The 17320-nt window shown below is 69.7% G+C and carries 13 protein-coding genes; 2 read left to right on the top strand and 11 right to left on the bottom strand.

Going from position 1 to position 17320, the window contains the following annotated elements:
- Positions 1 to 88: 88 nt before the first annotated feature.
- Positions 89 to 1480, bottom strand: a complete 1392-nt coding sequence (locus tag Y958_RS23215) for a hypothetical protein (RefSeq protein WP_088874338.1) — start codon at positions 1478 to 1480, stop codon at positions 89 to 91.
- A 167-nt stretch (positions 1481 to 1647) separates the two neighbouring features.
- The gene (locus Y958_RS23220) at positions 1648 to 2637 is read right to left on the bottom strand and encodes an MBL fold metallo-hydrolase (protein ID WP_088874339.1); all 990 of its coding nucleotides are present in this window, start codon (positions 2635 to 2637) and stop codon (positions 1648 to 1650) included.
- 202 nt (positions 2638 to 2839) lie between these two features.
- Between Y958_RS23220 and Y958_RS23225 the strand changes: the two genes are divergently transcribed.
- The gene (locus tag Y958_RS23225; RefSeq protein WP_211098760.1) at positions 2840 to 3619 is read left to right on the top strand and encodes a helix-turn-helix transcriptional regulator; all 780 of its coding nucleotides are present in this window, start codon (positions 2840 to 2842) and stop codon (positions 3617 to 3619) included.
- A 6-nt stretch (positions 3620 to 3625) separates the two neighbouring features.
- Here the strand turns inward: Y958_RS23225 and Y958_RS23230 are convergent, their stop codons facing one another.
- The 7 genes from Y958_RS23230 to Y958_RS23265 form a co-directional block, all read right to left on the bottom strand.
- Entirely contained in the window at positions 3626 to 4399 is a 774-nt protein-coding gene (locus Y958_RS23230) for an FCD domain-containing protein (RefSeq protein WP_088874341.1), read from the bottom strand.
- 129 nt (positions 4400 to 4528) lie between these two features.
- A complete protein-coding gene (locus Y958_RS31550) occupies positions 4529 to 5203 on the bottom strand; it encodes an energy transducer TonB family protein (RefSeq protein ID WP_145727531.1) in 675 nt (224 codons plus the stop codon).
- Positions 5204 to 5222: 19 nt separating this feature from the next.
- On the bottom strand, positions 5223 to 5648 hold the full coding sequence (gene exbD, locus Y958_RS23245; protein WP_088874343.1) for a TonB system transport protein ExbD: 426 nt from the start codon (positions 5646 to 5648) through the stop codon (positions 5223 to 5225).
- A gap of 5 nt (positions 5649 to 5653) precedes the next feature.
- A complete protein-coding gene (gene exbB / locus Y958_RS23250; RefSeq protein ID WP_244909661.1) occupies positions 5654 to 6469 on the bottom strand; it encodes a tonB-system energizer ExbB in 816 nt (271 codons plus the stop codon).
- A 68-nt stretch (positions 6470 to 6537) separates the two neighbouring features.
- A complete protein-coding gene (locus tag Y958_RS23255; RefSeq protein WP_088874345.1) occupies positions 6538 to 7758 on the bottom strand; it encodes a PepSY-associated TM helix domain-containing protein in 1221 nt (406 codons plus the stop codon).
- Positions 7759 to 7762: 4 nt separating this feature from the next.
- Positions 7763 to 8443 (bottom strand): Fe2+-dependent dioxygenase, encoded by a 681-nt coding sequence (locus Y958_RS23260; protein ID WP_040842460.1) that lies wholly within the window; start codon positions 8441 to 8443, stop codon positions 7763 to 7765.
- A gap of 37 nt (positions 8444 to 8480) precedes the next feature.
- On the bottom strand, positions 8481 to 10691 hold the full coding sequence (locus Y958_RS23265; protein ID WP_244909662.1) for a TonB-dependent receptor: 2211 nt from the start codon (positions 10689 to 10691) through the stop codon (positions 8481 to 8483).
- Between the two features lie 336 nt (positions 10692 to 11027).
- Between Y958_RS23265 and Y958_RS23270 the strand changes: the two genes are divergently transcribed.
- Positions 11028 to 11735: a hemerythrin domain-containing protein gene (locus Y958_RS23270; protein ID WP_088874346.1), complete on the top strand. Its 708-nt coding sequence runs from the start codon at positions 11028 to 11030 to the stop codon at positions 11733 to 11735.
- 11 nt (positions 11736 to 11746) lie between these two features.
- Here Y958_RS23270 and Y958_RS23275 read toward each other — a convergent pair whose 3' ends face one another.
- Together Y958_RS23275 and Y958_RS23280 are read right to left on the bottom strand one after the other, a co-directional pair.
- The gene (locus Y958_RS23275; RefSeq protein WP_088874347.1) at positions 11747 to 12760 is read right to left on the bottom strand and encodes a hypothetical protein; all 1014 of its coding nucleotides are present in this window, start codon (positions 12758 to 12760) and stop codon (positions 11747 to 11749) included.
- 116 nt (positions 12761 to 12876) lie between these two features.
- Positions 12877 to 17217 (bottom strand): beta strand repeat-containing protein, encoded by a 4341-nt coding sequence (locus Y958_RS23280; RefSeq protein WP_088874348.1) that lies wholly within the window; start codon positions 17215 to 17217, stop codon positions 12877 to 12879.
- Positions 17218 to 17320: the final 103 nt, after the last annotated feature.

The following is a 17320-nucleotide window of genomic DNA, read 5'->3' on the forward strand; positions in this document are numbered from 1 at the left end:
TGAGGGGTGGAGGAGTGACGCCTTCTGGTTGTGGTTCAAAGAATAAGGAGGTGGTTGCTGGTTTGGCAATCGGATAGTGATGCTCCCCTCACGGAACCGCCGCCCGTTCCCCACCGCCGCGCTTGGCCTCCTGCAGGTCGCGCACTTCCTCCATCACCGTGTCGCGGCCGGCGGCGAAGTCGGGGAAGCGCCAGCCCACTTCCTGTTCGGGGCTGAGGTCGCCAGCGGCGACGCCAAAGGCGTAGTTCAGCCAGAAGCACCGCGTGATGTCGTGGCAGCCGTGCACCCAGTCGTGCATGCCGGTGGCATAGCCCACGGTGGTGTTGGTGTTGCGCAGCACCAGGGGCGCGCCCGTCTCGCCCCAGAAGGTGTCGTGGTCGCCCACGCGTTGGCCGATGATGTGGGCGCGGGCGCCGGCGAAGTACTTGGCGCGGGCCAGGGTGACGATGGCGGCGGAGAAGGTGGCGTTGCCGGTCAGCAGCCACAGGGTCCCGTCCGGGGCCAGCAGCGTGGGCAGGCGGCGGGTGAAGTCCACCGTTTTGGTATAGTCGCCGCCGCCGTCATAGCGCAGGTCGATGACCATCCAGCGCCAGCCGCCCGGCGGCGCGCTGGCGGCCACGGCTTCCAACTGCCGGGTCAGGGGGCCCTTGTCATCGTCCATCACGGCGTTCAGGCGCAGGTACAGGCCCTGGTGGTCCAGCGCGCGGGTCTCCAGGCCGGCCGTCTTGCCGCCATAGAGGTGGGTGAAGGCGGCGGCCTGCGGCAGCCAGCGCAGGCTGTCGGCGCTGGCCATGGGGCCGGCCTCCAGCGCCGTCTGCATCGTTCCGCCCGCCTCATCCGCCAAGGTCAGCGCCAGGTGGCGGCCGTCTGTCTCCGGCCAGACGGCGCGCAGCAGGGCGGGGCTGACCAGCAGGGTCACGCCCTGGGCCCGCGCATGCTCGTCGGTGCCGGTCAAATAAGGCCGCAGGGCGGCGGGGATGTCGTCGGCGGGGTGACCGTCGATAGCCACCACCCGGCGGCCCAGCAGGCCCGCCTGGGCATCGGCGGCGCCGATGACGTACAGGCCGTCGTCGAACCAGGCCAGGCGCACCGGCGCCACGCCATACTCCGCGTATTTGGGGAACAACTGCACGGCGGTGTGGCCATTGCCGGCCAGGGCCACCAGCCGCGCCACCTCCATCACGAAGGTGGGGGCGTCCATCTCGCCCACGCGGGTGCGCAGGTCCGCCACCCCACGGGTGAAGGCGGCCCGCCCCTCCGCCGTGAAGCTGCGGTCCAGGTCCAGCAGCACCAGCAGATCGTCCAGGTCCTGGCCCCGGGCGTCGGCGATGCTGGTGGGTGAGGGCTTAGGCGCCAGGGTGACGGATGGGCTGAAGCGGGCGCGCAGGGCCGTGCCCACCAGCCATTCCGCCCTGAACCACAGCGCCGCCGCGGCGATCGCCAACAATATGACGGCGATCACGAGCCGTTTGTACGACATGAGTTTTTCCCCCTTGTTCTGATGCGGAGGGCTTACTCAAATGTCATGCCAACAGGCTGTTTCATGGAAATCAATGGCTTACGTAAGGGAGGTTGCTAAATTCCCTCTCGCGGATGGCCGCTCGCGCCAGAAAGTGGCGCCATGCGCGAAACAATCGAACATCGTACTCAAACCCGGAACTGATAGGTGACCGGGATCCAGCGATAGCCGTTGGCCCCGCGCCGTTCGACGAAGCCGATGGAGGGGAAGGAGGTGTGATAGCCCACCACGGCCAGGCGGTCGGTGGCGGCCATGTCGTAGATGTGGCGGCGGGTCGCGGCACCCTGTTCCTTGTCCATGTCGAACAGGGCGTGCCAGCCGGGCTCTGCCAGGGACGCCACCTCATGGTGGGCGCAGTCGCCCCAGATCAGCAGTTGCCGCCCCTGGCTTTCCACGTGAAAGGCCAGATGCCCCGGCGTGTGGCCGAAGGCGGCCACGGCGGTGATGCCGGGGGCCACCGCCTCACCCGGCGTGATCAGGCGCAGGTGGTCGGCCAGCGGCACCACCGCTTTCTGGAACAGGGCGGCGGACTGATGCTCCAGGCTGTCCTTGGGCGCCTTCAGCCGGTCGTCCTGGGCGGCCCAGAAGGCGTACTCGGCAGCGCCCATGACGTAGCGGGCATTGGGGAACAGGGGCGTGCCGCCCTCCAGGATGCCGCCGATATGGTCGGGATGGGCATGGGACAGGACCACCAGATCGACCTGGCCGGGGGCGAAGCCCGCCGTCTGCAGCTGTCCCGCCAGCCAGCCGCCGTCCGGCCGGGGCACGAAGCCCTCCGCCCCGTTGCCGGTGTCGAACAGGATCAGCTGCGCGCCGGTGTTCACCAGGGTGGGCGTGAAGCCGGGCTGAAAGCGCTTTTCCGGCAGCAGGCTGTGCCGCATCAGGCCGGCCACCACGTCCGGCTGCTGGTCCTGCCCGACGATGGGGTAAGGCCCGTCGATCACCGCGCCGGCATCCAGGATGGTGGTGACCTCGAAGGCGCCCAGGGGAAAGCGGTAATGGCGGGGCTGGGCTGGGCCCAGCGAAGGCGCTGCCGCCTGGGCGGGGGATGTGCGCAGCACGGCGGGGGCGGCCAGCAGGCCGGCGGCACCGGCCAACAGATGGCGGCGGGTGGGCATGGAAACCTCCCTTTGTCTCTTGTCCAGCCTCGCTAAAGCCGGCCGGCTTTAGCTGAGCCTGTTCGCGAGCGGATACACATGCCAAGGCGGGGCCGTCTTGGCACGACCTGCTCTAAAGTCGCGTTGTCGCCCCGGCGGTTCTTTGCTGTCATTCCGGGGAGTGGGCTTTTGGCGGACGCTATCAGCGATGGACCGGGGGCACTTGTATGAACGTGCTGGCGGGCCGAACGGATTGGGGCCGCTGTGGCATTTGGGTGGGGACCGCACCTTCTTTGCCGGGCCCCTGCGCCACAACACCTGGCATCAGCACGGCGCCCCGGTTTTCCTGGCCGGCCTGTACGGCACGTTCGCCCTGCGCCTGGGCGATGGCGCTTGGCAGCGCACCGCCGCCGCCCTCATTCCCGCCGGCATGCTGCATGAGCTGGATGTGGGCGGATGGCCCATCGCCGTGTTTTATCTGGAACCCCATGCCGGTGGTGCCGGCCGGTTGGTGCCGTTGATGCGCAACACCTGGGAAAGCCAGGGCGCGTTGCTGGGCTCCACCGATGTCCACGCCCTGATGCGGGCGCTGTGGGAGGATGGCGGCAGCGCCGCCTGGGCCGGTGAGGCGCTGGAGGATGCGCTGGGCGGGCGCCGGGCGCCATGCAATGAAACCCGCATCACCCGGGCTGTGGCCGCCCTGCATGCCGGCACGCGCGAGGACGCGCCCGAGGGCCTGGTGAGCATCGCCGCCGTGGCCGCCGCTGCCGGCCTGTCGCCCTCACGCTTCCAGCATCTGTTCACGCGGGAGATGGGCGTGCCCTTCCGCCGCTACCGCGCCTGGCTGCGCATGCGCTGCGCCATCGAGGAGGTGGCACGGGGCGCCAGCTTCACCACCGCCGCCCATGCCGCCGGCTTCGCCGACCAGTCCCATTTCACCCACGACTTCCGCCGCACCTTCGGCGCCCCGCCCTCGGCCAGCCTGCTGCGCGTGCGGGCCTAGAGGCGCTTATTTCTCCGCCACGATATCGCCGCCGGCGATCCGCCTCAGCGAGGCTTCCAGCCGGGCGTCGGCGCGGGAGATTTCCACCAAAGCGTCGCGGATGAAGTTGATGTGCGCCTCGGCGGCCGCGCGCGCCGCCGCCGGGTCGCCCTTCATGATCGCCTCATAAAGGGCGCGGTGCTGGCTCAGCAGCAGCTGGCGCACGCCTGTGCGCTGGTACAGCTTGGCGCGGTTGAAGAAGACATCCTGGCGCAGCATTTCGGCCAGGGCGCGCATGATGTGCAGGATCACGACGTTATGGGTGGCCTCATAGACCGCCAGGTGGAACTCCGCATCGGCGTCCGCTTCTTCTTTCGCCTCGTCATGGCCGTGGGCGGCCTCCATGGCCTCGAACCGGGCCTGGATCTGGGCGCGGTCGACGTCGGTGGCGCGCAGGGCGGCGTAGTAGGCGGCCGCCCCCTCCACCTCCGTCCTGAACTCCAGGTAATCCAGGGTGGTCTCAGGCCGGGCGGCCAGGACGGCGTGCAGCGGTTCGGTGAAGGTGGGACCCAGCAGGGGGGCGACGAAGGTGGCGCCGCCCCGGCCGCTACGCAGAAGGCCACGTTGCTCCAGCTTCTCCAATGCCTCGCGCAACGACGGGCGGGAGACGTTGAAGCGCACGGCCAGTTCCCGCTCCGGCACCAGCTTTTCGCCGGGGCGCAGGCTGCCTTCCACGATCAGCTGTTCCAGATGCTCGGCGATGGTGTCGGCCAGCTTGGCCGGCCGGATGCTGTCCTTCATGGGGTCCCGTCAGCGTTTCCTCTACCCACCGCCTTGCTCCGCCCCCTTTCGGCGCCGGCGCGGTGGTGCGGTCAAAATAATTGACCAGTGGCGCCTTGGGGCGCAACGGAAATGACGGGCCGGGGGACCTCAACGCAGCAGGCTGAAGTCCACCGGCATGGTCCAGTCCAGGGGCTTGTCGTCCGGGGCCGGGGGCAGCGGGTCGGCCCGCCGCACCGTGGCCACCGCCTCCTCATCCAGCAGGGCGGAGCCGGAGCTGCGCTCCAGCGTCACGCTCAGCACGTGGCCCGTCCGGTCTAAGGTGAAGTGCACCACGGCGGTGCCCACCTGGTGACGCTGCCGCGCCTGCGCGGGATAGCGCAGATAGCGGTAGAGATGCGCCATCAGCCGGCCCTCATAGCTGTCCGGGCCCTTGCTGGCCGGTGCCGGGGTGGCCGTCTGCACCGCCGTGCTGGGCGGCGGCTCGGGTTGCGGCGTCGCAACCGGGGCGGGTTGCGGCGGCACCGGCGGGGGTGGGGGCAGAGGGATGGGCTTCACCGCCACCGGCTTGGGCGGCGGGGGCTTGGGCGTGGGTTGGGGCGGCTCCGGCTTCGGCGGCTCGGGCTTGGGCGGTGCGGGTGGCGGTGGCGGCGGTGGCAGGTCGATCTGCAGCGGCGGCGGCGGGGGCGGTGGCTCCAGGGTGGAGCGCGCCATCAGCCAGGGCAGGGCCAGGGCATGGGCGGCCAGCACCAGGGCCAGGCTGCCACCCCAGACCAGGCGTCCGCGCCTGTCCTCGCCAGGAAGGTCGCCGCCGTTTTTGGTCATCGATGCCATCGCCATGGCGTCACGGGGCCCCGCCGCCGTCCAGCCCCACCAGCGAGACCTTCAGGTATCCCGCCGTGCGCAGGCTGTTCATCACCGCCGTCAGGTCGCCGTAGGAGACGACACGGTCGGCGCTGAGGGTGATGCGCTGGTCCTTGTCACCGCCGGCGGCCTGGTCCAGGGCGGCGGCCAGGCCGTCGCGCGCCACGTCGGCGCCGTTGATCGCCAGGGTCAGGTCGGCGCGGATGGTCAGGGTCACCGGCTTTTCCGGGTGCGGCCGGGGCGGCGCGTTGGAGGAGGGCAGGTCCACCGGCACGTCCACGGTGGCCAGGGGGGCCGCCACCATGAAGATGATCAGCAGCACCAGCATCACATCGATGAAGGGCGTGACGTTGATCTCGTGGGTCTCGGCCAGCTCATCGCCGCCGTGGGAAAGACGGGCAGCCATCCCGGTCACTCCGCCGCGCGGCTGCGGACCTGGGCCACGCCAGCCTGCTCCCGGTCCAGGTCGCGGCTGACCAGGCGCAGCACGCCGGCCGACACGTCGGCCAGCAGCACGCGATAGCCGTCCACCTTGCGGGCGAAGACATTGTAGACTACCACCGCCGGGATGGCGGCCACCAGGCCGGTGGCGGTCGCCAGCAGCGCCTCGGCGATGCCGGGTGCGACGACGGCCAGGCTGGTGGTCTGGGTCTTCGAGATGCCGATGAAGCTGTTCATGATGCCCCACACCGTGCCGAACAGGCCGACGAAGGGGGCGGTGGCGCCGATGGTGGCCAGCACGCCGGTACCGCGCACGATGGCCCGGCGGGCTTTGGCTTCCAGCCGCTCCAGCCGCAGCACCACGCGTTCCTTCACGCCCTCGGCCGGCAGGCCGGCGGACAGCGCGCGCTCTGCCGACGCGGCGCGGGCGAAGGCCAGGGCCAGGGCATCGGCCTCACCCGTCAGCTGGCTGGCCGCGACATCCAGGGACGGGGCATCATCCAGCGTGTCCAGCGAGCCCTGCAGGCGGCCGCGCGCGGCGCGCAGCTCCAGCCCCTTGGCCAGCAGGATGGTCCAGGTGACGACGGAGGCCGCCAGCAGGCCCAGGATGACGGCCTTCACCACCCCATCGGCGTTCAGGAACATGCCCATGGCCGACAGGTCGTGCGGCACGGTGGCGGCGGCGGTGCGGGCCGCCCCCTCCTGCGCCCAGGCGTTGGTCGCCCCTAAGCTCAATGCCGCCGTCAAGCTGGCGGCGGCCGTCTGCTTCAGCAACTTGGTAGCCATGATGGTCGTGCCCCTCTTTGACATCGGTGCGTCCTTGGCCTGACGCGTCGTGTGACGGTTGATGGCGGTCATTCCGCGGCGGATTGCAGGATGGCCGTGGCGCGGGCGGCGCCGGCCTTGCGGTTCCGGCGCTTGATCCACCACATGGAGGTGCCGGTGATGGCGAACAGGGTGGGCAGCAGGCCGCTCAGCGCCACCAGGACGCGGTAAACGGGCCCCAGCCCCTCGCCCTCATGCAGCGGACGCATCCAGCCGGTGACCTTGTTGCCGGCCGCCTGGGCGGAGGGATCGCGCACCTCCACCACCTGGCGGGCCCAGGGGTCCACCATCAGGGTGACGGCGCTGGGGGCATCGCCGCCCGGTGGCGCCAGCACCACGCGGATGGCCTGGTCGGGGCTCTGCGGCAGGCTGGTGCCGCGCAGGGCCAGGCCGGGGCGGGGCGATGCCGCCAGGGCGATGGCCACGGCCTCATCCACGCCGGCCGGGTCCACGCCGTCGCGCGGCGTCACCTTGGGCACGGCGAAGCCCTGGGTCTGCGCCGCCATGGGCAACACCGATCCGATGCCGGCGGCGATGGTCTGGGGGAAGGCGATGGCGACGCCGGTGACGCTGACCACCAGGAAGACGACCAAGCCCCAGATGCCGGCGGCGCCATGCAGCTCGCGATGGAAGCGGGCGCCCTTGGCCGCCTTGCGCACGATGAAGGACTGGCGCCACTGCCCGGGCCGGGGCCACCACAGCACCAGGCCGGTAACGCCCAGCGCCGTCATGATGACGCCCAGGTATCCCACCAGGTCGCGGCCGCTGCGGTCCTGGATCAGCAGGTTGCCGTGCAGGCGGTGGATCCAGCCGATGGTCGCGTCCAGGCCTGGGGTGCTGACCACGGTCAGGGTGACGGGGTCGATGTGCACGCTGATGCCCGGCATGCCGCCGCCGGGGGCGCGATTGGGGGCGCCACCCTGGCCGTGGGCATGCTCCCCACCCTGCGGCATGCGGCGCTGCGCCTGGAAGCGGACGGTGGCGGTTCCGCCCGGCGCGGATGGTGCGGCGTAGCTGGCGGGCCTGGCACCCGGGGCCCCGGAGGTTTCCAGAGCCGCGGCGGCGGCGGTCACCACCTCGGCCACGCCGTGCGGTGCCGCATCGGCGGGCGATGCCGGCAATGATGGGGTGAATACGGCGCGCAGCTCCGGCTCGATCACCAGCACGGTGCCCGACAGGCCCAGCGCCAGCAGGGGCAGGCCCAGGATCAGGCCCACCCACAGATGCAGGAAGCGCAGCGTCTTCATCATGGCGTCAGGCCTCCGCCCAGCGGCGCAGCAGGTTATGGTAGATGCCGGTCAGCCGCACCACGGCGGGCTGGCCGGCGGCCTCCCGGTTCAGATCCTGGATGGTCGTGTCCAGGTCGAACAGCAGGGTGCGTTCGCCGTCGTCGCGCACCATGCTCTGCATCCAGAAGAACGAGGCGATGCGGGCGCCCCGGGTCACCGGGGCCACGCGGTGCAGGCTGGTGGACGGGTACAGCACCATGTCGCCGGCGGGCAGCTTCACCTCATGCTCGCCGTAGGTGTCCTCCACCAGCAACTCGCCGCCGTCATATTCCTCCGGATCGGCCAGGAACAGGGTGGCGGACAGGTCGGTGCGCACGCGGTGCGGCGTGCCGGGAATCTGGCGGATGGCGTTGTCGACGTGGATGCCGAAGGACTGGCCGCCGGCATAGCGGTTGAACAGCGGCGGGAAGACCTTCAGCGGCAGGGCGGCCGACAGGAACAGGGCGTTCTTTTCCAGCGCCGCCAGGATCATGTCGCCCATGGCCTGGGCTGCCGGATGGTCGGCCGGGATCTGGGCGTTGTTCTTGGCCATGGCCGACTGGTGGCCGGCCGTCACTCGGCCGTCCACCCAATCGGCGGTCTCCATCTGCTGGCGGCACCAGGCGACCTGCTCTTGGGTCAGGACGCCGGGAATGTGAAGAAGCATGGGTGCCGCCTTGGATGGTCTGGGGTTGACGGGTGGATCAGAAGGCGAAGTTGGCGGTGAACTGGACCGTGCGGCCCTCGCCCGGGACCAGGTGGGCCGGGTGGATCTGGTCGACGTAGTCGCGGTCGGTCAGGTTGATGATGTTGGCCTGGATGCTGATCTTTTCCGTGATGTCGTACTTGGCCATGGCGTTGAAGGTGACATAGCCGGGCACGGTGTTGATCAGGTTGGTGGCCGCCACGGGGCTGGAACTGCCGATGCGCTGCGACACCGCATTGGCGCCGCCACCGATCTGCAACTGGTGCGTCACCTGATAGGTGGTCCACAGGTTGAAGGTGTGGTGCGGCACGTTGGGCAGACCGCGGCCCACCTGGCTGAAGGTGGTGGACTTGATGACCCGGCCATCCATGTAGGCATAGCTGGTGTTGACCTGCCAGTCCTCGGTGATACGGCCGGTCACCTCCAGCTCGACACCCTTCACCTTCTGGTCGCCGCCCAGCACGTTCAGGGCGGAGTTGTTGGGGTCGGTGACGCGAGCATTGTCCTTTTCCGTCTGGAACAGGGCGGTGCGCACGCTCAGGGCGTCGTGCAGCAGGTCGATCTTGCCGCCGACCTCATAGGTCTTGTTGCTTTCCGGATCCAGGTTGGCCGTGGCGGCGGACAGCGACAACTGCTCGGCCGACGGGTTGAACGAGGTGCCGAAGCTGGCGTAGAGGCTGCTTTCCGGCGTGGGCTTGAACACCAGCGAGGCGCGGCCGGACGGCAGGCTGTCGGTGCGGGAGAAGGCGGCGGCCGGGGCCACGGTCTGTTTGTAGTCCGTGTCCAGATGGTCGTAGCGGAAACCGCCGACCAGCGACCACTGCTCATTGAACTTCATCGTGTCGACGGCGAACACCGCCACCGTGTCGACCGTGGTGCTGACGCGGGACGAGATAGTGCCCACGCCGGCGAAGGCTTGGTACTCGTTGGGGTTCAGCAGGGTGGTGGTGGGCACGCCCGTCCATGCGGTGCGCGTCGGGTCCGAGGTCTCGCGCGACAGTTCCACGCCGGTCACCAGATGGTGTTCCAGGAAGCCGGTGTTGAATCGGGCGGAGGCCGTGGCCTGGTCGTCCAGGGTGGTTTCCACGCTGCGCACGGTGATGGCGTTGCGCTTGATGGCCACGCCCGACAGCGGGCCGACGGTGGCCGGCGTCACGTTGGCGTTCACCAGCTGCGGCTCGGTGATACGGACGTTGCGGTAGTAGTTGCCGTAACGGAACTGGTTTTCCAGGGTGATGCCGGACGTCAGGTCGTGCTGCACGTCGGCGGTCACGACATTGGCGTCGGTCTTCAGGTAGTCGCTGTGGAAACCGTAGTAGGTGCGGTAGTCCACCGGTGCCGGCTGGCCCAGCAGGAAGGGGATGCCATAGTCCGGCCGGTCGTTTTCTGACTGGTGCAGATAGCTGATGGTGACGCGGGTGGGCGTGCCGATGCCGAAGGCGACCGAGGGCGCGAAGCCATAGCGCTCATTCTTGGCGCCGTCGCGGCCCTCGACGAAGCTGCTGGTGCCCATGGCGTTCAGGCGCACGGCGGTGGTGGCGTCGATGGCGCGGTCCACGTCGGCCGTCAGGCGCTTCATGCCGTCGGTGCCCAGGGTGGCCGTGCCGGCGGTGATGGCCTCCAGCGTGGGCGTCTTGCTCACCTGGTTGATGGTGCCGCCGGTGGACCCCCGCCCGAACATGGCGCTGTCCGGACCCTTCAGCACCTCGGCCGACTGGTAGTTGAAGCTGTCGCGGTAATAGCTGCCGAAGTCGCGCAGGCCATCCAGGAAGATGTCCGACCGGGCGCTGAAGCCGCGCAGGGTCAGGCTGTCGCCCTGGGCGCCGCCTTCACCGGCCGCCAGGCTGATGCCGGCCACGTTGCGCAGGGCGTCGCGCAGGGTGGTGACGCCCTGGTCCTTCATCTCCTGGCCGGAGATGACCGTGACGGACTGCGGGGTGTCCAGCAGCTTTTCCGTCAGCTTCACGTTGGACGACCGCTCGGTGCGGTAGTCTTGCGCCGGGGCGGCGTCCTGGTCCTGCACCGACAGGGTGGGCAACTGGCCCGTGCCGCCCTGGGTGGTGGGCGCCGTCGCCGTCTGGGCTTGCGCGCCCAGGGAAAGCAGGGCGCCGCCGGCCAGGCCCACGCTCGCAAGGCCCAGGGCAGTACGCGCCAGCGTGCGGGGCGCCTTGGCCCGGCTGGCGATGATGATATTGCGGTTGCTCGACATGACGGTCCCCACCTTATGCCACGCTATGTGGTTGGCTCCCCGCGCGGATCCCGGCTATCGAGCTCCGCGGTTATACCCTTTGTTAAGATTGCGATCGACTCTTATTTGCCGATTTGATGCCTGTCAACGGGACGGATGAGACTAATTATCAAAATCCATCGCAAAGATCCGCATGGCAGTGTTGCGGTGCGGCAAAATGGTGGAGGTGGGATTGGATGATGATCATTGCGGGACACGCCGGAACCGCCACACCATTCGGGCGTTTCCGGCGACAGGGCGCCCGCAACTTCACGCCGCCGATCGCAGGGCGGAGAGATAGCCCAGGGAAGGGAAGCGATGGACATCATGGATCAGAGCCGCCGGTCGTTCCTCCACGCCGGTTCCGCCGGCGCCGTCGCGGCCGCGGGCTTGGCCTTGGCGGGATGCGGGCAGGGGGCGGGCAGCGAGAAGGACGTCGGCGCGGTGGAGGATCTGATGCGTGAGCACGGCGTGCTGCGCCGGGTCCTGTTCGCCTACACGGAAGCCGCCACGGGACTGCGCGGGGCCGCCACGGTCGATGCCGGGGCCCTGAAGCGGGCGGCGACCTTGTTCCGCACGTTCGGCGAGGATTACCACGAGCGCCTGTTGGAGGAGGCCCACATCTTCCCGGCGATCCGCAAGCTCCAGGGCCCGGTGGCGGCCTCTCCCGACGTGCTGACGGCGCAGCACCAGCGCGGGCGGGAGATCACGGACTATATCCTGGGCGTGACCGGCAAGGGGGCGATTGGGACCGCCGACCGGGAACCGATGGCCCGCGCGATGGAGACCCTGGTCCGGATGTACCGGGTTCATGCCGCCCACGAGGACACCGTGGTTTTCACGGCATGGAAACAGGCCCTGTCCGGGCACGAGCTGGACGAGATGGGGGACAAGTTCGAGGAGATTGAGCGCCAGCAATTCGGCAAGGACGGGTTTGACGACGCGGTCCACCAGATCGCGGACATCGAACAAGCCCTGGGATTGGCCGACATCGCCCAGTTCACCGCGCCATCGCCCCTCCGCTGAAGGATCGCTTTCTAAGGCGCGCCGAAGCTCTGCCGCATGTGCAGGGAGATGCTGCTGCGCTGCAGGAGGCCGGTTTCCCAGGGGTCCATGGAATAGAGGCCTTCCAGATAAGCCTTGTCCGCCGCGCTCAGGGATGCGGGCTTCTGGTCGTTCGCGCAATTGGCGGCGAACAGGTCCAGAATGCTGGGCAGGTCGCCGCACTGGCCTAGGGCCTTGGGCTGAGCCAGCGCCAGGACGCCCAGGTAATCCGCGACCGCGCCCAGTTTCAGGCCCAGGATCCGGTCGGTGTTCACCACCATCAGGACGTGGGTCAGCACCGGGCGTAGGTCGCCGGTGGAAAGCCGGCTGCCCAGACCGCCGCCCAAGCTCATCTGGTAGGGATCGTCGATGGCGGTCAGGATGCCGTTGCTGGTGGAGGTGACGTACCAGGCCTGGATCGGTCTGGTGACCTGGGACAGCGCCTTGGCCTGATGCACGAAATGATAGCCCAGCAGCCGGGGATATTTATCCGCCACGGTGTCCATGAGCACCTGCGGCTGGTCGGTGAAAAAGATGTTCACGTTGGTTTTGCAGGATGCGCGAGAGGTTGGCGCCCCGACGGCTTGCGCGATGGCGCGGATGCGCGTGGTGATGAAGGCGTTGATATCCGCCGGGACGTTCTGCACCTGGGGACATACCGCCCTGTCCCAACGGGCGATCTGGTCGCTGTACGGCGCGCGCTTGCCATGGTCCCGCACGAAATCGCCGATGATTTCCTGCAGCCTCTCCGTCTTCAGGCGCATGCCGGTGACCACGACGGTCTCGGCGGTGTCAGCATCGTTTTCCCGGACACCGTCCCCCGGGGCGTTGGCGCCCGGAACGCTGGTGTCAAATGCGTCCGCCACGGGTGCACTGGCGTTGCCGGCCGGGGATGAGCCCACACCGGATTGGGCCAGGGCTAGGGGCGGCTGCGCGGCCAGCCCAAGCACCAGGGCGACGGCGAAGGCGATCGTGTTGCGCCGCTTGTCCCCTTGGCCATACCCCATAGCCGCCTCCCGATCCGCCGCAACCGTTCCCTGGTCACGAGGCTAGGCGCAACGCAGGATGGCAGCTCGGAAAAGGCCAGGCCGACGCCCCTTGCCCAGGCGCCGGCCCGCCAAGGTCAGAATCCGGTGCCCCCGATCTGGGCGGTGGAGCCACCGACGATGGTGCCGGTGGTGATGGTGCCGGCGCCGGCGCTGTTGACGATGGTGCCGCTGGTGTGTTCGTAGCCGATCAGCAGGCCGGCATAGTTCGGCGGGTTGCTGGTCAGGACGTCGCTGACACTGCCGCTGTTCACCACCGTGCCGCTGTTGTTGCCGATGAGGCCGCCGACGAAGCTGAGGCCCGAGACGGTACCGCTGCTGCGGCTGTCGGTGACCGTGCCGGCGTTGGTGCCCACCAAGCCGCCGACCGAATTGTCGGTCTGGGCGTTGACGTTGCCGGTGGCGTAGCTGTGGCTGATCAGGCCGTTGTTCCTGCCCACCAAGCCACCGATCGCCCCGCTTTCCGGGGCGTTGAAGACGTCGCCGGTGGCGTAGCTGTCGGTGATGGTGCCTTCATTGGTGCCGACCAGCCCGCCGATCTCACCATCCCGCCCGCCGGAGGAGACGGTGCCGCCGGCGTGGCTGGCGGCGACCAAGCCCAAATTCTCACCCACCAGGCCGCCCACGGCGTCACCCCGGGCGCTGCCCAGCACGGTGCCCAGGGCGTAACTGTTGGTGACCGTGCCGCTGTTGGACCCCACTAGGCCGCCCAGGCCATAGCTGCCGTAGCCGCTGTCCCTGATGGCGCCGGTGGCGTAGCTGTTGCTGACCAGTCCCAGGTTCTGCCCCACCAGCCCGCCGACATAGACGCCGGCATAGCCGGGGAAGGTGGTGACGCCCGCGACCGTGTCGCTGATGGTGCCGCTGGCGTGGCTGTCGCTGATGGTGCCGCTGTTGACGGCCACCAGCCCGCCGACGCGATAGTTGGCGTTGATGTCGCCGCTGGCCCAGGCACGCCGGATGTCGCCGCTGTTCAGCCCGACCAGCCCGCCGACGGTACCGGACGTCTGGGCGATGATGGCGCTGGTGGCGGAACTGTCGGTGATGGTGCCGCTGTTCGACCCCGCCAGGCCCCCGATCATCAGGCCACCGGTGCCGGCGCCGCCGGCCACGCTGATGGTGGCGCCGGCCTGGTCGCCGCCCAACAGGCCGCTGTTGGTGCCCACCAGGCCGCCCACCCCTTGGGCCAGGGTACCGGTGTTGACCAGGCCGGTGGCGTAGCTGCTGGTGATGGTGCCGCCGTTGGTTCCGGCCAGTCCGCCGACCCCGTTGACGCTGTTGCCCACCGTCACGACGCCCAGGGCGAAGCTGTGGTTGACCAGGCCGCCATTCTGGCCCACCAGCCCGCCGACCCCGCTGACGCTGTTCCCCACCTGCACGGCGCCGGTGGCGTAGGCGTCGGTGATGGTACCGGTGTTGCCGCCCGCCAGGCCGCCCAGGGCTTGGCCCCCGTTGCCGGCCGTCACCCGGCCAGTGGCATGGCTCTGCCCGATCGTCCCGCCGCTGTTGAGGCCGACCAGTCCGCCGATGTCGGTGCCGGCCACCAGGCCGCTGTCGTCGCGGGCGGTGACGGCGCCGTTGGCGTGGCTGGTGGTGATGACACCATAGTTCACGCCGATCAGGCCGCCGGTCGAGCTGGTGCCCTCCACGCTGCCGGTGGCATAGCTGTCCGTGACCACGCCCCGGTTGAAGGCCACCAGGCCGCCCACCGTCTGCGGTCCGGCGATGGTGCCGGCGAAGCGGGCGATGACGCTGCCGGTGGCGTGGCTGGCGCTGATGGTGCCGTAGTTGTAGGCCGCCAGGCCGCCCAAATTGCTGGTGCCGCCGACATCGCCGGTGGCGTAGCTGCCGGCGATGGTGCCGTATGTGCCGTTGGTGTTGACCAGGCCGGCGGCGTTGGTGACGGCGTCGCCGGCATGGCTGCCGGTGATCAGGGCGTCGTTCACGCCCACCAGGCCGGCCACGCCGTTACCCAGCATGCCGCCGGCGGCGTAGGAATTGGTGATGGCGCCCAGCTGGTTCAGCCCCACCAGGCCGCCCCAGCCGGCGCTGTAGGCGGTGTCCGCCACGGTGACGGTGGCCGCCGAATAGCTGTCGATGATGGTGCCGGCGAGGGACAGCGGCGGCGGCCAGTGCGGGTCGAACAGCCGGACGAAGCCGTTCTGGCCCACCAGGCCGCCCACTTGGCTGGCATTGGGGCCGGCGGCGACGGTGCCCAACGAGAAGCTGCTGAAGATGCGGCCCTGGTTGTCGCCCACCAGGCCGCCGACGTTGGCGGACAGGCTGCCGGTCGTCACCCGGTTCACGGTGTAGCTGTCGATGATGGTGCCGCTGTTGCCGCCGGCCAGGCCGCCGATGCCGCTGCCTGGCATAGGTGGCGGTGTGATGTTGAGGACGGTGCCGTCGTCCGGCAGGTCGTTGTCGCCGCCGGTGCGGGTGCCCGTTGTCACGCTGCCCAGGGCATAGCTGGCGCTGATCAGGCCGTCGTTCTGGCCCACCAGGCCGCCGATGCGGGTGGTGTGGTCGCCGGCGCTGACCGCCACGGCGGCGTGGCTTGAGGCAATGGTGCCCGCGTTGGTGCCGGCCAGCCCCCCCACCCGTTCCGACCATAGGCTGGTCAGCGCGATGGTGCCCGTGACCTGGCTGTTGGTGATGGTGCCGGCGTTCCAGCCGGCGATGCCGCCCACATTCTGGGTGCCGCTGGCGTTGACCGCCGTCAGCGACACGTCGTTCAGCGTGCCGGAATTGCCGCCGAACAGGCCGACATAGCTGAAGCCGCCGCCACCCACGGTCAGGTTGGCGATGCCGTGGCCCAGGCCCTGGAAGGCGCCGGAGAAAGGTGTCGTGCCATTGCCCACGGCGGTGTAGGCGAAGCCGCCCATGTTCAGGTCGGCATTCAGGGCGTAGTGGCCGGCCAAATCGTCGGCCATGGCCTGCAACTGTGCCGGAGTGTTGACCAGGGTGTAGGCCTGGCCCTGGATGGACAGGCCGTCGCCCGGGGCGGCCAGCGTGACCTTGGCGCCCTGGTTCACGTCCAGGCCGCCGCTGCCCCCCTGGGCCGGGTTCAGGGCCAAGCCGGCGGCGGTGGCGCCGCCGTGGCGAATGTCGGCGCTGACGGTGATATTGCGATAGGCATTCAGGGTCAGGCTGTTGGGCCCGGTCCAGGCTATGGCGCCCGCCACCAGGATGTCGCCGTTCCCCGTGCCGCTCGCGCCGGTCTGCAGGGTGACGTTGGTGGTGGCCAGGGCCGTTTCCACCGTGCCGCTGCTGACGGCGCCGGGGCCGCCGGGGCCCACGACCAGGTCGGCCGGGTCCAGCAGCCAGGTGCCGGTATGGCCGTGCAGGGCGGTGGTGTCGACATGGATGTCGGCGATGGACAGGGTGGCGCCTGAGGTCTCGACGGTGCCGCCATCACCGCCGGCCGCACCCGCCTTGGCGCTCAGCGTGCCGGCGACGGTGGTCACGCCCTCCGACTTCAGGCGGATGGTGCCACCGTCACCCGCACCCGCGCCGTCGGCGGCGATGGTGCCGCCGCTGTCGATCCCGGTCGAGGCCTCCAGCGTCACCACGCCGCCGTGGCTGGTCAAGGCGCTGGCCTCGATGACGCCGGTGTTGTTGATAACGCCGCCCAGCAAGGCGTCCGCCGACTTGGCGGCCAGCACGACCTGGCCATCGGGGGCCGCTATCATCTGATGGTTCACGATCAGGGTCCGGATGGCGGCCGGGTCCACCGCCACGCTGACGCCCCCCTTATCGCCCTTCGGATCAAAGGTCAGGGTCACCTTTTCGCCGGCCGCCAGCACCACGCTGCCCAACTTGGCGGTGATGACGCCGTCGTTGATCACCTCTGGCGCCAGCAGGCCGACATAGCCGCCGCTGGCCGCCGTCAGCGCGCCCTGGTTGGCGACCGTGGCGGTGCTGCCGTTGCGCTGGAAGGTGTAGGTGCCGGCCATGAAGTCCTGGTTGGCGATATCCAGGGTGGAGGCGACCAGGCCGCCGACGTTGACGCTGGCGCCCTGGCCGAAGGTGATGCCGGCGGGGTTGACGATGAAGATCTGCCCGTTGGCCGTCAGCTTGCCCAGGATTTCCGACGGGATGCCGCTCAGCACGCGGTTGAGGGCGGCGGAGGCCGGCCCAGGCTGGTGGAAGGTGACGCCGGCGTTGCCACCGATGCTGAAGTCCTGCCAAGTGATGACGGCGCGCGGACTGGTCTGGTTGACCGTCATGGCGGCGCCGGACTGGCTGATGCTGGCGCTGCCCGCCGCCACGCTGCCGCCGGTCGGCAGGGTGCTTGGGGCCACTGGGGTGGGGCCGGTTTGGGCATGGCCCGCCGCCGGCCATAGGGCGGCGGAGGCCAGCAACAACAGGCGCAAGCGGGCCGGGCGTTTAGGCGTGGGCTGGAGACGCAGGTCCCTCATGGTGAATCCCTCGGGGTTCCCTCCCGCCTGGTGCCGCCGGCGGGCTGACGCGGGGGAGGACGCCGAGGGGCGCGGGGCCGGACAGGCGCGCGTGCGACAACCG

The sequence above is a fragment of the Nitrospirillum viridazoti CBAmc genome, from assembly GCF_000730165.1.
Taxonomy (GTDB): Bacteria; Pseudomonadota; Alphaproteobacteria; order Azospirillales; family Azospirillaceae; genus Nitrospirillum; species Nitrospirillum viridazoti.